Origin of the sequence: Janthinobacterium sp. KBS0711, from assembly GCF_000988085.1 — a bacterium.
Lineage (GTDB): Bacteria > Pseudomonadota > Gammaproteobacteria > Burkholderiales > Burkholderiaceae_D > Janthinobacterium > Janthinobacterium lividum_E.
In genome coordinates this window covers 321,641-336,086 of the sequence record NZ_LBCO01000004.1, presented here as the reverse complement: position 1 = coordinate 336,086, position 14,446 = coordinate 321,641, and the positions used below count along the sequence as shown (strand labels likewise).

At 63.6% G+C, this 14,446-nt stretch carries 15 protein-coding genes and 1 pseudogene; 2 read left to right on the top strand and 14 right to left on the bottom strand.

Features of this window, described 5'->3' with window-relative positions; all coding sequences use genetic code 11:
• Positions 1 to 1,044 (bottom strand): MBL fold metallo-hydrolase, encoded by a 1,044-nt coding sequence (locus tag VM94_RS02085; RefSeq protein ID WP_046681954.1) that lies wholly within the window; start codon positions 1,042 to 1,044, stop codon positions 1 to 3.
• Positions 1,045 to 1,213: 169 nt separating this feature from the next.
• Between VM94_RS02085 and VM94_RS02080 the strand changes: the two genes are divergently transcribed.
• The gene (locus tag VM94_RS02080) at positions 1,214 to 1,837 is read left to right on the top strand and encodes a TetR/AcrR family transcriptional regulator (RefSeq protein WP_046681953.1); all 624 of its coding nucleotides are present in this window, start codon (positions 1,214 to 1,216) and stop codon (positions 1,835 to 1,837) included.
• On the opposite strand, the gene VM94_RS02075 is transcribed toward VM94_RS02080, so the two are convergent.
• Positions 1,810 to 2,916: a WD40/YVTN/BNR-like repeat-containing protein gene (locus VM94_RS02075; protein WP_046681952.1), complete on the bottom strand. Its 1,107-nt coding sequence runs from the start codon at positions 2,914 to 2,916 to the stop codon at positions 1,810 to 1,812. The two genes, VM94_RS02080 and VM94_RS02075, sit on opposite strands and share 28 nt — an antisense overlap.
• 4 nt (positions 2,917 to 2,920) lie before the next feature.
• On the bottom strand, positions 2,921 to 3,190 hold the full coding sequence (locus tag VM94_RS02070; protein WP_046681951.1) for a MoaD/ThiS family protein: 270 nt from the start codon (positions 3,188 to 3,190) through the stop codon (positions 2,921 to 2,923).
• Positions 3,191 to 3,282: 92 nt separating this feature from the next.
• Between VM94_RS02070 and VM94_RS02065 the strand changes: the two genes are divergently transcribed.
• On the top strand, positions 3,283 to 3,594 hold the full coding sequence (locus VM94_RS02065) for a hypothetical protein (protein ID WP_046681950.1): 312 nt from the start codon (positions 3,283 to 3,285) through the stop codon (positions 3,592 to 3,594).
• An 18-nt stretch (positions 3,595 to 3,612) separates the two neighbouring features.
• On the opposite strand, the gene VM94_RS02060 is transcribed toward VM94_RS02065, so the two are convergent.
• From VM94_RS02060 to VM94_RS28445, 11 genes and pseudogenes are all read right to left on the bottom strand, one after another.
• The gene (locus VM94_RS02060; RefSeq protein WP_082127506.1) at positions 3,613 to 5,283 is read right to left on the bottom strand and encodes an outer membrane protein assembly factor BamB family protein; all 1,671 of its coding nucleotides are present in this window, start codon (positions 5,281 to 5,283) and stop codon (positions 3,613 to 3,615) included.
• A gap of 118 nt (positions 5,284 to 5,401) precedes the next feature.
• Positions 5,402 to 5,689 (bottom strand): 2Fe-2S iron-sulfur cluster-binding protein, encoded by a 288-nt coding sequence (locus VM94_RS02055; RefSeq protein WP_046681948.1) that lies wholly within the window; start codon positions 5,687 to 5,689, stop codon positions 5,402 to 5,404.
• A gap of 16 nt (positions 5,690 to 5,705) precedes the next feature.
• A complete protein-coding gene (locus VM94_RS02050; RefSeq protein ID WP_046681947.1) occupies positions 5,706 to 6,854 on the bottom strand; it encodes a Gfo/Idh/MocA family protein in 1,149 nt (382 codons plus the stop codon).
• A 9-nt stretch (positions 6,855 to 6,863) separates the two neighbouring features.
• Entirely contained in the window at positions 6,864 to 7,916 is a 1,053-nt protein-coding gene (locus tag VM94_RS02045) for a sugar phosphate isomerase/epimerase family protein (protein WP_046681946.1), read from the bottom strand.
• Between the two features lie 92 nt (positions 7,917 to 8,008).
• Positions 8,009 to 8,944, bottom strand: coding sequence for a substrate-binding domain-containing protein (locus VM94_RS02040; RefSeq protein WP_235194259.1), 936 nt, complete (start codon positions 8,942 to 8,944; stop codon positions 8,009 to 8,011).
• A gap of 88 nt (positions 8,945 to 9,032) precedes the next feature.
• Positions 9,033 to 10,040 carry an ABC transporter permease gene (locus VM94_RS02035; RefSeq protein WP_046681945.1) on the bottom strand — a complete coding sequence of 336 codons (1,008 nt, stop codon included), beginning with the start codon at positions 10,038 to 10,040 and terminating at the stop codon, positions 9,033 to 9,035.
• Positions 10,021 to 11,508, bottom strand: a complete 1,488-nt coding sequence (locus VM94_RS02030) for a sugar ABC transporter ATP-binding protein (protein WP_046681944.1) — start codon at positions 11,506 to 11,508, stop codon at positions 10,021 to 10,023. Before VM94_RS02030 ends, VM94_RS02035 begins: the two co-directional genes overlap by 20 nt.
• Positions 11,508 to 12,533: a LacI family DNA-binding transcriptional regulator gene (locus VM94_RS02025; RefSeq protein ID WP_082127505.1), complete on the bottom strand. Its 1,026-nt coding sequence runs from the start codon at positions 12,531 to 12,533 to the stop codon at positions 11,508 to 11,510. Before VM94_RS02025 ends, VM94_RS02030 begins: the two co-directional genes overlap by 1 nt.
• Positions 12,534 to 12,659: 126 nt before the next feature.
• The gene (locus tag VM94_RS02020; RefSeq protein WP_138828945.1) at positions 12,660 to 13,238 is read right to left on the bottom strand and encodes a DUF7010 family protein; all 579 of its coding nucleotides are present in this window, start codon (positions 13,236 to 13,238) and stop codon (positions 12,660 to 12,662) included.
• A 31-nt stretch (positions 13,239 to 13,269) separates the two neighbouring features.
• Positions 13,270 to 14,181, bottom strand: coding sequence for a glycerophosphodiester phosphodiesterase (locus tag VM94_RS02015; protein ID WP_046682069.1), 912 nt, complete (start codon positions 14,179 to 14,181; stop codon positions 13,270 to 13,272).
• A pseudogene (locus VM94_RS28445) lies at positions 14,156 to 14,446 on the bottom strand (hypothetical protein); the annotation flags it as partial. The pseudogene VM94_RS28445 and the gene VM94_RS02015, both read right to left, overlap by 26 nt.

The window sequence follows — 14,446 nt, the reverse complement described above, 5'->3', positions numbered from 1 at the left end:
TTACCGCACCATCTCCTCTTCCAGCATCGCCAGCCACCATTTTTCACCCTTCTTCGGCTGCGCCAGGTCGACCGCCTCGCCCATCTGCGGCGTGGCCAGGTTCACGCCCTGCTTGGCTGCCAGCCCCGTGATGCGGTCGAACGGTTCATGCCACGCGTGCAACCCCAGGTCAAAGGTGCCGTTGTGCACGGGCATGAGCCACTTGCCGCGCAAGTCCAGGTGGGCTTGCAGGGTTTCTTCCGGCTGCATGTGCACGTCCGGCCACAGCTTGTCGTAGGCGCCCGTTTCGATCATGGTCACGTCGAAGGGGCCGAATTTGTCGCCGATCTGCTTGAAGCCGTCGAAATAGCCGGAGTCGCCGCTGAAAAACACGCGCACGTCCGGTGCGTCGATAACCCACGACGCCCACAGGGTTTGATTGCTGTCAAACAAGCCGCGCCCCGAAAAATGCTGCGATGGCGTGGCCACCAATTTCACGCCGGCAATCGTCGTGCCTTGCCACCAGTCGAACTGCTGCACCTTTTCCTTCGGCACGCCCCATTCGACGAGAGTATCGCCCACGCCCAGCGGCGCGACGAAGTGTTCCGTCTTGGCGGCCAGTTGCAGTACGGCGGCATAGTCGAGGTGGTCGTAATGGTTGTGCGACAGGATAATGGCCTTGATCGGCGGCAAGTCAGCGATGCTGATGGGCGGCTGGTGGAAACGTTTCGGTCCCGCCCACTGCACCGGCGAGGCGCGCTCGGAAAACACGGGGTCGGTGAGGAAGAATTCATTGTTCAGTTTCAGCAGCAGGGTCGAATGCCCGAGGCGAAACAGGCTGTTGTCAGGCGCGGCCAGCAGTTGCGCCCGGGTCAAGGCTTGCACGGGCACGGTAGCGGCCGGCACGGTGCTGTCCGGCTTGTCAAAGACGAATGTCCACAGCAGCTTGAGCGTCGCGGTCGTGCCCAGCTTGTACATTTCCACGGGATTACGGAACTTGCCTTCGTGGCGTTGGGGTGATTCAGCGGGCGCGACAGGCGCGGCGCGCAAGGTGCAAGAACTCATGATGATCAGGACTCCCAGAAAGAAGAGACGACGTGCGGCTCGGTGCAAGTGCATATATGGCCCGGCAAGGAATTAACAAGGATTAAATTACACTACACAGTGTAGTTCCTATTTCTGGCAAAGTAAACCAGGAGGTGTAAAATATTGTTTTCAAAGGAGATTTTCAGCCATGGCCGCACCGCAACGCCTCACCGACCGCAAGCGCGTCGCCATCGTCGATGCCGCCATCGCCGAGTTCCGCGATCACGGTTTTGATGCGACCAGCATGGACAGGATCGCTGCCACGGCCGCCGTTTCCAAGCGCACCGTGTACAACCATTTCCCCAGCAAGGACGAGTTGTTCGCGGAAATCCTGCAGCGCATGTGGGAAAGCAGCATGGCTCAGCCAGCCGTGCCCTATGTTGCCGACCAGCCCCTGCGCCCGCAAGTGCTGGCCCTGGTCGAGCAGAAAATGGAATTACTGTCCGACGCGGCCTTCATCGACCTGGCGCGCGTGATCTTTGGCGAAACCATCCATTCGCCCGAGCGGGCGCAAGCCATGGTGGCGCGCCTGAATGAGAAGGAAACGGGCCTGAATATCTGGATCCGCGCGGCGCAGCAAGACGGGCGCATCAAGGCGGGCGAGACAGTGCAAGTGGCGCACCTGCTGATGTCGCCTTTAAAAACCTTTGCCTTCTGGCCGCAGATCACCATGGGTGAGCCCCTGCTGGGCCCGGCACGCCGGCGCGAAGTGACGGAACTGGCCGTCGATATCTTCCTGTGCTACTACGGCGTGGCAAAACAGACGGCATAAACGGGCGGCAAGTGAGCAGAGAGGGTCTGCCAATACTCGCCCTCGTCGCCCGAATACCAGGCGCCGCCCGTCGTCGACGCCATCAATAAACTGCGCCCATCGTCGGCCAGCGCCATCCCGTGGCGGTAGATGAGGTCGTAGCAATGCTGCTGCGGCAATCCCGCGCGCAACACTTCGAAGGTTTTCCCGCCATCGCGCGTGCGCGTGACGGCCAGCGCGCCGTCGATGGGAATGCGTAGCGCATCCGCCTGCGCCGGCACGAACCAGGCCGTGCCGCCATCGCGCGGATGCACGGCCACGGCAAAGCCGAAATGCGACAGCGGCGCCGTCGTCACTTCCTGCCAGTGCCAGCCGGCATCGTCCGAGCGCCAGATGCCGTTATGGTGCTGGCACCACAGCGCGTCCGGCGCGCCGGCGCTGCGCACGATGCGGTGCGGGTCTTGCACGGCTTCGTTTTCATCGAGCTCGGGCGGCATGTAGTCGGCCCGCATGCCCGTCGCGCTCAAGGCCCAGCTGGCGCCGCCATCGAGCGTTTGCCACACGCCGCCGCAGGACACGCCGACCAGCACTTTGTTGCTGTCGCGCGGGTCGACGCAGATGCTGTGGATGCCGGGCACGTCATAGCCACCGCCAAACCACTGCGCCCGCTGCGGCACGTTCCACAACGATTCCACCAGCTGCCAGCTGTCGCCGCGGTCGCTTGAACGGAACAGCCCGCCAGGAAGGGTGCCCGCCCACAGCACGCCGGGCTGGTCCGCGCCGCCGGCCGCCAGCGACCAGATCTGCCGCAGAGTCCAGTCCACGCTATCCGTGCTGTCTTCCGGCTTGGCGGGATAGGCGGGCACGGCGACTTCCTGCCACGCGCTGGCGCCCGCATCGAGGCGGTGCAGCTTCGCGCCGAAGTGCCCCAGGTTCAGGGCCGCGTACACGGCGCCGTCGCGGCCATCGTGCAGCAGCATGGAGACGGGATCGCCGGCGAACTGCACCAGCGCCAGCTGCGAGGCACCGGCCGCATCGACATCGAACTGGAACAGCCCCTTGCGGGTGCCGAGATAAGCGCGTTGCGGGACTGCTGTCATGGCGTCAACCTCCGGAAAGTGCCTGCAAGATATAGACCTGGCTGTCGGGCCGCAAGGCGTCATCGAGCACGCGGCGCTCGCGGCAGCGTACCCCGTCGATGAAGATCACCACGTTCGGGCGCAGCGCGCCCTGCTCGTCGAGCACATAACCGCGCAGGCGCGGCTGCTGCGCAAACGCGGCATCGAGGGCGGCGCGCAGGCGTGGTGCATCGACGTCCACCGTGGGAACGTCGAGGTAGCGTGCCAGTTGTTGCGTAAAATGCAGATGCGCCATGCTGCCCTTCGACGTCGTCGGCCTCGACTCATTCTAGTCCGCTTTGCGGCCAATACAATTAAAATAGCGGCAAGCACACAAGGAGGCCAGGCATGACAATTACCCCGGAAGAACTAGCGGTGCTGATGCAGGAAGTGGAGGTGGCCGATCCCATCGACTTTGCCGACCTTCCCTTCAACGAGCAGGAATTGCGCGGACTGATCGCCAACCACCTGTGCGAGATGGCCGACGCCATGGAAAGTTTCAGCCCGGAAGACCGCAATCTGGCCTTGCTGGCCGTGGCGGCCAAGCTGGTGCTGGAAAACCTCGTCTTGCACGTGCAGCTGCTGCGCCGCCACGGCTTGCCCGTCAGCGACAGCGTGGATGCGCTGCTGCAGCGGCTCAAGAGCCCGGGCAAGCCCTAGCCGCCGTGCGGCAAACCGCTACTGCAGGTTGATGGCCGTCACCCGCGACATGGCGTTGCCGTTGTCGCTCACAGAACGAATGTAGAGCACGCCATTGCGCGACAACGCCAGCTTGCCGGTAAGCCGGAAAGACCAGACGGATTTCTGACTGGCCAGGTCCAGCGCATACGTCCCCTTCTGGCCGGCAACAAACAGCAGCTTGTTGGTAACGATCAGGTCGCCGCCAAAGCGTTCTTCCTTGACTGCGGACAGGGGCCAGCTCCACAGCACGGCGCCCGTCGCCAGGCTGCGCGCTTCGAGCGACGCCGTGGCCTGATTGCCCACATACAACACGCCCTGCGCCGCTACCGGCTGCGTGGTGAACTGGCCATTGACGCTCCAGCGTACCTGGCGGCTGTCCGTGTCGACCAGGGTCAGGCTGTTGTCGAGCCCATACCCGATGGAAAGACGCTGGTTCAGCAGCAGCACGCTGTGGGCATCGGCCAGCACGGGTGCCTGATACAAGCTGCTCCTGCTCAAGCCTGCCACCACCTGTCCCGGCACGGCCACGCTCCATTGCTGCGTGCCATCGGCACGATTGAACGCGCGCAAGGTGCCCGCCGTATTGCTGTACACCGTGCTGGCATTCACGGCAGGCGTCCACTCGTCGACATTGCCCAGCCTCGACAATCCCAGGCTGGTGGACCATAGATTCCGGGCCGTCGTCGACTCCGCGCCGATCACGTCGTTATTGCCGCCGACATAGACGTTGGCGCCAGCCAGGGTCGGCGCGGTCAACGGCGAGGTCGCCGTCAGGATGCCGTTCGTCTGCGGCTGCGTGGCGGTGGCCAGTTTCACGCCGCTCACGGCGTCAAACGTATGCACGCTGGCCACCCCCGCCATCGCCAGCCGCGTGCCCGACACGCCAGGTGCGCTCAGTGCGCCATCGAGCGTCTGCGGCGTGCGCCACTGCTCGCCGCTGTCGTGCTCCGACAGGGCCATCAAGGTATTGGTATAGATGATTTTCTTCGCATCCTGGCTATCGGCCGCGGATTGCTCCAGCGAAAAATAGACGAGACCATTCGCGGCCACGGGCGGGCTCACACGATAAGCTTTCTCTCCACCCGCGTATTCCCACGTCCAGCGGCGCGAAAATTTGCCGGCATCGAGATCGACGGGCACCAGACCCGTGTGTACCGCGTTGCCATTCGTGCCTTCCCAATCTGCCGCACCGGGCAACGCGGCCAGGGCCGGCATATTGCCTTTGAGTGGCGCCACCACCACCTTGTATGGCATGCTTTCAGGCAAATTGTTGTATTCGAATTCGAACACATTCAGGGGGGACAGCGTAATCCTTCCCGTGTAGGTGCCGGGCGCCAGGCCAGGTACGGGCTTGAAGGTAATGCGCCAGCTGTTGTCCGACAGCTTCTGATGATCCGATATCTGGAAAACGGTCACACCGTTCGCGTCGGTAGCGCTCCACAGCGGACGCTCGGCCAAATCGCTGCGCACCACCACGCTCACGTCGGAACAGGTTTCACCGGGCGCCATGTTGCAGTTGCTGCTCACTTCAGACAGTTTCAGCACGTGACGGTCTTTGAATCCAAAAATTCCACCGCCACCGCCACCGCAGCCGGCGATGGACAGCAGCGCCAGCATCAGGGCGGGCAGCGCGGCAGCGCGATATGGTCCTTGCATCGTTATAGTCATGTATCTTCCATGTTCGAGCTTTCCAATCCGCCACCATGGCAAGACTTAAAGCCCATCGACTCTTTTAACATGAAAAATTATAAAAAATGTCACACATTCTCACCAGCGCAAGGCAACCTCAAGTGGAACGTACGGCCCGCGCCTGCACCGTGAGGTCGCTTTCGGCCACGGCCACGCAGGGCAGGATATAGCCGTCGAGCCGTTCATCGGGGCTGATGCCGGGCCAGTCCACCGTGTAGCGCACCTGGCCCGCCGGCATGTGGCACAGACACGTGCGGCACGTGCCATTGCGGCAGGAACTGAGCAGGCGGATGCCGGCCAGCTCGGCGGCGGCCAGGATGGTCGTGCCCGCCTCGGCCGGGAATTGCCAGCCTTGCGGGACGATAGTGATGGTAAAGGAGCGCATGGCTCCAGTGTAACAGTCAGCTTGCCAAGGCCGTCCAGCTGGCGCCATCCGCATGGCTGCGCAGCACGGCTTCCGCAAAGGCCAGGCCCGCCACGCCATCGGTGACAGTCGGTAACCAGCCCGCATCCCTGGGCGCAGGCAAGCCCGATTGCAACGCGCGAATGCGCAAAGCCGCATCCAGGTACAGCTGGGCAAACGCTTCCAGATACCCCTCCGGATGGCCGGCCGGCACGCGCGTGGCGTGGCGCGCGGCGGCGCTGTCGACCCGTCCCGGACGCAGCAGCTGGCGGTTGCCGCCCTGCGGCGTACACCACAATTCGTTCGGTTGTTCCTGGTCGAAGTCCAGCTGCGCCTTGCTGCCGAACAGGCGCAGGCGCACCGTGTTTTCGCAACCGGTTGCCACCTGGCTGGCCCACAACGTACCCTTCGCCCCATTCGCATAGCGCAGCATCACCTGCACGTGGTCGTCCAAGGTACGGTTCGGAACAAACGTCGACAGTTCCGCCAGCACGGCCTGCGGCGTCAATCCGCTGACAAATTGCGCCAGGTGATACGCGTGCAGCCCCACGTCGAGCAGGGTGCCGCCCGGGCCAGCTTTCTGCGGGTCGTTATGCCAGTTGCCCTCGTTCATGCCGCCCGCCGCGATGGCATCGGCCAGCCAATCCTGCGAATACTCGACTTGCACGAGGCGCAGCTCGCCGATCTCGCCCGCCTCGACCATCGCTTTCGCGTGGCGCAGCAGCGGGTAGCCGCTGTAGGTATGCGTGAGTGCAAACAGCAGATTTTTACGTTGCGCCAGCGCCGCCAGCGCCTGCCCTTCCGCCAAGGAAATCCCCAACGGCTTGTCGCAGATCACATGGATGCCCGCTTCCATGAACGCCGTGGCGACCGGTGCATGCAAATGGTTGGGCGTGACGATGGCCACGGCCTCAATGCCGTCCGCCCTGGCGGCCTCCGCCTGCGCCATGGCGCGGTAATCGCAATAGCTGCGGTCCGGCGCCAGGTGCAGCGCGGCGCCGCTGTCGCGCGCGCGGTCCGGATCGGACGACAAGGCGCCCGCCACCAGTTCGTACTGGTCGTCGATGCGCGCCGCGATACGGTGCACGGCGCCGATGAATGCGCCCTGCCCGCCCCCTACCATACCCAGCCGTAAGCGTCGCTGCATGTCGTCTCCTTATTTCAAGCCAAGCAAGTGATGAATTTGATCCTGGTCGACAGCGCTGCCCGCGAAATCATCGAACGCGCGTTCAGCCACATGGATGATGTGCTCGCGGATGAAACGCGCCCCTTCGGCCGCCCCGTCCTCGGGATGCTTCAGGCAGCATTCCCATTCCAGCACGGCCCAGCCCGGAAAATCGTACTGCGCCATCTTGGAAAAGATCGCCTTGAAATCGATTTGCCCGTCGCCCAGCGAGCGGAAGCGCCCGGCCCGGTCTTGCCAGTCGGCATAGCCGCCATACACGCCCTGGCGCCCGTTCGGCCTGAATTCCGCATCCTTGACATGGAAGGCCTTGATGCGCGCGTGATAGATGTCGATGAAGGCAAGGTAGTCGAGCTGCTGCAGCACGAAGTGGCTGGGGTCGTACAGAATCGACGCGCGCGGGTGGTCATTGACGGCGGCCAGAAAGCGCTCGAAGGTCACGCCGTCGTGCAAATCTTCGCCCGGATGCAGTTCATAACAAAGGTCCACGCCGGCCGCGTCAAACGCGTCGAGGATGGGCAGCCAGCGCTTCGCCAGTTCGGCAAATGCCGTCTCCACCAGGCCGGCCGGGCGCTGCGGCCACGGATACAGATACGGCCAGGCCAGTGCGCCGGAAAACGTCACGTGCGCCCTGAGACCCAGGCGCTGCGAGGCGCTGGCCGCCCACAGCAGTTGCTGCGTGGCCCAGGCCGTGCGCGCAGCCGGATCGCCACGCACATGTTCGGGCGCAAAGCCGTCGAACAGCGCGTCGTAGGCGGGATGCACGGCGATCAGCTGGCCCTGCAAATGCGTCGACAATTCCGTCACCTGCAAGCCATGGCGCGCCAGCAGGGCTTTCACGTCGTCGCAGTACTGCTGGCTGCCGGCTGCCTGCTCCAGGTCGAACAGGCGCGGCGCCGTCGGCAGCTGCAAGCCCTTGTAACCCAGGCCGGCCGCCCATTGCGCCAGGTGCTCGAGCGAGTCGAACGGCGGCTCGTCGCCGAGAAACTGGGCCAGGAAAATGGCCGGGCCCTGGATGGTTTTCATATCAATGTCCTGTTAGATAAAGCCGGGGCAGACCCTCAATGCCGCTAGCGCAAAGGTCATTGCTAACGGGCGAGGGGGTCTGACCCCAGAATTTAAAAAGGCGAGTTCGGAAAGTAGAACTGCTTGGCGTTCTCGCGCGTGATCAGCACCGATGGGATGATGGTGTTGGCCGGCAATTTATCACCTTTCAGGCGCGCTTCCGTCGTCAGCTTGATGGCGTCGTACATGAACTTGGGCGAGTAGGACACGTCGGCCACGATCAGCGGGTCGGAACCGTCCATGATCTTTTTCACGGCGCCCTTCGCACCCGCGCCGCCGAACACTTGCTTGATGTCCGTGCGCTTGGCTTGCGCGATGGCTTTCTGCACGCCGATGGCCATGTCGTCATCGGCGGCCCAGACGGCGTCGATCTGCTTGAAGCGGGTCAGATAATCCTGCATGACCTTGAAGGCATCGTCGCGGTTCCAGTTGCCATACTTGGCGTCCAGCACCTTGATCTCGGGATGGCCCTTCATGACGGCACTGAAGGCATCGTAGCGCTCGTTGTCCAGGGTGGTCGGCATGCCGCGCAGCACGACGATATTACCCTTGCCGTTCAGGCTTTTCGCCAGATACTCGGCCGGCAGCTTGCCGAACGCCGTGTTGTCGCCGGCGATGTAGGCATCCTGCGACTGCGTGTTCGTCAAGCCACGGTCGACCACGGTGACGTAGACGCCCTTGTTTTTCACTTGCGCCACGGGCTGCGTCAGCGAGGCCGATTCGATGGGGAAGATCACCAGGGTGTTGATCTTGTTCACCGTCAACATGTCCTGCAACTGGTTCGCCTGCTCGGGCGCCGTGGCGGCCGTCTTGACGATGATTTTCAGCCCCGGATGGGCTTTCTCAAGTTCCGCCTTGGCCTGGTTCGCCCACCACACGATGCCCGAGGTAAAACTATGCGTGGCCGTGGGGATGGCCACGCCGACCACCAATTTCTCGGCAGCCTGCGCACTCGGCAGCGCCCACGCCTGCATCACCAGCACTGCCATCCCTGCTACCCGTATAAAGCTCTTCATGCTGCTCTCCTCCAAGGTTGTGGGCGCCCATTGGCTGCCCATTCAGAACGCCGCCATGTTTTTATTTGCGGCCTCGCTGCAGGAAGGCGACGGCGATGATCACCACGCCTTGCACTGCGGCATTCAGGTAGACACTGATGATGCTGGTCAAATTCAGGATATTGCTGATTACGGACAAGAGGATGGCGCCGATCACGGTGCCGACGATGCGCCCTTCTCCCCCTTTCAGCGCGGTGCCGCCGACAACAACGGCGGCGATGGCTTCGAGTTCCCACAGCAAGCCCGTCGTCGGCGTGGCCGAGCCCAGCCGCGGCACGTACAGCACCGTGGCGATGCCTACGCAGACGCCCAGCAGCATGTAGGTGGCTATCTTGACTCTATCGACATTGATGGCCGCATAGCGCGCCACTTGCTCGTTGGAACCAATCGCCTGCACGTGGCGGCCAAAGGTCGTGCGGTTGAGGATGATGGCGCCGGTCGCGGCAACGAATAAAAAGATCCAGATCGGTATCGGCGCGCCCAGCACGCTCGTGTAGTAGACGGGGCTGTACAGCTCGGACAAGGTGGCGTCCAGGGTCAGCGCGCCGCCATCGGCCAGGTACGTCAGCACGGCGCGGAAGATGCCCAAGGTGCCCAGGGTCACGATGAAGGGCTCGATATTGCCCTTGCTGATCAACAAGCCATGCATCAGGCCAAAGCCGGCGCCCAGGACCAGGGCCATGGCGATGCCCAGCACCAGCATGGTGATCGGCGCCAGGTCGCCGCCCGCGCCTTGCGCCAGCGCATTCATGAAATAGATCATGCAGCCGGCAATCAGGGCCGCCATGGAGCCGACCGATAAATCGATGCCGCCGGAAATAATCACGAAGGTCATGCCGACGGCGATGATGCCGATGAAGGCCGTGCGCGTGAGCACGTTCATCAGGTTGTCCAGGGTGGCGAAGTCGCCATTGAGCAAGGTGCCCGCGATGCACAGGGCCAGCAGGCCCAGCACGGGGCCAAAGCCCTTGATGCGCGCGCCAAATTGGGCCAGGGGGGATACGCTCGTATCAGTGCGTGCCGGTTGCATGGGCAATCAACTCCTCTTCAGTCAGGTGGTCAGCAGACAGGGTGGCTTGCAAGGTGCCGGCGCGCATCACGGCGACCCGGTGGCACAGGCCAATCAATTCGATCAGTTCGGATGAAATCACGATCACGGCGCGCCCTTCGGCGGCCAGGCGGTGTATCAGGAAATAAATGTCGCGCTTGGCGCCCACGTCCACGCCGCGGCTCGGCTCGTCGAGCACGACGACCCGCGGGTCCGAATGCAGGTATTTCGCCAGCGCCAGCTTTTGCTGGTTGCCGCCGGACAGCATGCGCGCGCGGCTGTCCAGGTCGCCCGTGCGGATATTGAAATCCTCAACGGCCTTGGCCAGCGCCGCTTTTTCCCCGGCCACATCGAGCCATGGCCGCGCATAGCGCTCCATCGTCATCATCGTGAGGTTTTCGCGCAAGCCCAGGTTCACGTGCAAGCCCTTGCCCTTGCGGTCTTCGCTCAGGTAGGTCATGCCGTGCTGCATGGCTTGCTTGGGGGTACGGATGTCCACCGGCTGGCCATTGAGTTCGATCGTCCCCGCGCTGCGCGGACGCAAGCCCAGCAGCGCCTCGAACGATTCCGTGCGCCCCGCGCCCACCAGGCCCGCAAAACCCAGCACTTCACCGGCGCGCACCTCGAACGACAGCTCTTTTGACCAGCCGGGCACGCACAAGCCGTCGACTTTCAGGAGCACGGGCGCGTCCGGCGCCAGCGCCACCTTGACCGGGAACATATCCGACAATTCGCGCCCCACCATCAGGTTCGCCATCTGCTGGCGCGTGAGGCTGGCCGTCGGTTCGCGCGTGACGAAACGCCCGTCGCGCATGACGATGACCTCGTCCGTGTTGCGCTCGACTTCATCGAGCTTGTGGGAAATGTAGAGGATGGTCACGCCATCCGCTTTCAGCTGGGCCATGACGGCAAACAGGCGCTGCGTTTCCGACGACGTCAGGGTGGCGGTCGGTTCATCCATGATCAGAAAGCGGGCGCGGCGCGACAGGGCCTTGGCGATTTCCACCAGCTGTTTCTCGGCGACGATCAGGTCGCGGATTTTCGTGTCGGGCGACACGTCCAGGCCCACCTGTTTCAGGTAGCGCGACGCTTCTTCCTTCATGGCGGTCTCGTCGAGCAGCCAGCCGCGCGTTTTTTCGTGGCCCAAAAACATGTTTTGCGCCACCGTCAGGTGTTCGGCCAGGTTGAATTCCTGGTGGATCAACACGATGCCGGCGGACTCCGCCGCGCGCGAACTGGCAAAACGCTGAGGCTGGCCATCGATCAGCAACTGCCCTTCGCTGACGGCTTCATAGCCAGCGAGGATTTTCATCAGGGTCGACTTGCCGGCGCCATTTTCGCCCAGCAAACCATACACGCGCCCCGGCGACAAGGTAAAACTGACGCCATGCAAGACACGCACGGGGCCGAAATCCTTGCAAACCCCCTCGAAACCGACGGCAACGCTCACTATGCACTCCCTCGCAGAATTAATTGGTGTTGCAGCAGCACGCCCGGCACCTGGGCAGCCGGGTCCGCCAAGCGTTGCAGCAATAATCGCGCCGCCGTCTCGCCCAGCTCGCGCATCGGTTGCGCAATGGTGGTCAAGCCCGGGGCGATCTGCGCGGCGATGGCAATATCGTCGAAGCCGATGACGGCCACGTCTTCTGGCACGCGCTTGTTCAGCTGGCGCAGCGCGCTCAGCACGCCAATGGCCAGGGTGTCGGACACGGCAAAGATCGCCGTCGGCGCGTCGGGTTGCGCCATCATCCGCAAGGTGGCGGCCGTGCCCGCTTCGTAATCGAGGCTTTGCACCGTGTGCACCCACTGCGGCTGCACGGGCAGGCCGGCCCCCGCCAGGGTGTCCAGGTAGCCTTGCTGGCGTTGCCGCGCGTACAGATAGCGCTCATCCGAATTGATCAGGCCGATGCGCGTGTGGCCGCGTGACAGCAGATGCGCGACGGCGTCGGAGGCGGCCCGGTGGTTGTCGATGCCGACATAGGGCACGGCCACGGCGGGGTCGAACTCGCAGCACGCCACCCACGGCAGGGTGACGGATTCATGCGACAGGGCATGCTGCACCGTGTCCGGGTCGAGGCAGATGGCGCCATCGGCGCGGTGCATGCGCAGCAAGTCGAAATACGAGCGCTCGCGGCCCGCATCGGCGCCCGTGTCGCACAGCAAGACAAAATAGCCGTGTTCGCGCGCCACCGTGTCGATGCCGCGCACGATCTGCGCATAAAACGGGTTGCCCACATCGGGCACCATGGTCAGCAGCATGCGGCTCTCGGCCGTGCGCAGGCTGCGCGCCAGATGGTTCATGCGGTAGCCGAGCGCGGCCACGGAAGCGAGCACCTTGTCGCGCGTGGGCGCCCGCACCCCCGCCTGCTCGTTCATCACGCGCGAGACGGTGGCCACCGACACGCCCGCATGCGCGGCGACGGCGCTGATGGAGACGGTTTCTGTCGGCAAAGGAGAAGGAAGGGCTGCTGGCATGGCGCTTTTCAACAAAATGTAATCGATTACATTTATAAGCCAGTCGCGCGCGCGATGCAAACATTATCGATGCTGCGGTGCGCAAAAAATGAGCAAAAAACAGCCCTGTGCGGGCCGTTGGAAAAGCTATTTCTGGGGCTGCAAGGCGTTCTGCTGCACGGCAAAACCGGCACGCACGGCGGAGAGGGCCGCCACCCACAAGATCAGCCCGGCACCGAGGCAGCCGGCGGGATCGAGGGGGCCCTGGCGCAGGCTCAGCGGATAACCGACGGCCCACACGCACAGGGCCATGCCGATGGCCAGGTGGCGGCGCGCCTTGAACAGCCAGGCCAGCGGAAAGAAATGCAGGCCCACGATCAAAATGACGGCAGGGATGAACCACGCCTGCAAGCCCATGTTTTTCAGGACGTTGCCGACGATGAAGATGGCGATCCACTGCCCCGCGTTGACGACATTGAACAGCCGGCCCGTGCGCTTGGCCTGCGGCGATTGTTCCGCCGCCGCGTGCGCGGCCCGGTGGCGCCGGAACTGGCGCCACGCCAGCATGAGCAGCAAGACGGTGATTGCGGCCACCGGCAGCAGCGCCAGGGGGTGTGCGCCGTACGTCTGCACGCACCAGCCGGCCACCCACAGGCCGCCGAACAGGGAAAAGAACATGGCGCCGATGGCGCTGCCGGCAAGGTTGGCGGGGGTCGATGGTGGCATGGTCATGGCAGCACTGGGTGAGTGAAAAAACTTACTTCATCATCGCACAAAACGTCTCGGGATTACCGTCAAGAATGACGCCGCTGGGCAGGCGGTGGCTGCGCTGCTGGGCGCGCAACAGCGAGGCGGCCAGGGCCGAGTCGCCATCGACGGCATACACGAAGACGGGCATGTTCAGGCTGGCGGCATCCATCAGCAAATTCGGATTGGCGTCCAGGCTGCGCGCGTCCACGTGCACGCCCGTGGGCATGCCTATCTGCTGCTGCACGCGCTGCAGCCACGGTTTGTCCAGCTTGGGCGGACGGGCATTTTTCGCGATGTAGCGGCTGACCCGGTTCGTACCGGCCGCCTGCGCATTGCGCGCGTCGAACACGAGCAAGCCCAGATAGCCCTGCGGATCGGCGCGGCGCGCGCAAGCGAGGTTGTTCGGCACGCCTGACGTCAAGAACCAGTTGCCGTGCTTGATGTTCGCGCGCAACTGCCCCACCAGGGTGGCGATCGGCGCGCACGAGGACACGACATCCTTGATTTCCGCGTTCAGGGTTTTACTCGGGAACGCTGTCGCCAGGTCGGCGACATCGCTGACGAACGGCGGCGTTTCCGCCGTGGCCACACCACGGTTTTTCATGCTGGCGGCGCGCCAGTCATCGGCCGTCAGCTGTTTCACGGTACGGGGCGAGCCCGTGTCGACGACCCTGCCAGTCAACAAATCGTGGTGCACCACCCAGCTGCCGTCGCCGAGCAGCTGCAAATCCGTCTCGACACCGTCCCAGGTGCCGAAATACGTGTTGCGCAGCGCGCTCAGCGAATTTTCCGGCGCATTGCCGGCGCCACGGTGGGCGTGCACCTTCATGCCCAGGCAGTCCGCTTGCACAGCCGTGCTGGCCATGGAAAGCAGCAAGGCCAGCGCGGCCGCCTTATTTTTGTCCCGGATGATAGCCATAGTGAATTCCCTGCAAAACGTGGATGCGGATCGCTTCGTTGACGGGGTAGCTGTAGCCCTGCCCCACCGCCACGACGTGCGTGATATTGGCCAGCAAGCCCTTGCCGGCGATTTGCCAGCGCGTGCTGTCATCGGCCGCCTGGCGGTTCCAGTCCAGCATCTGGCGGAACAGCTCGCTCTTCGTGACATTATTGTCCGAGAGGGTAAAAATGCCCCAGGTTCCCAGGAAGGCGCCGGCCAGCACGCCTGTGGCGATCCAGGCGGA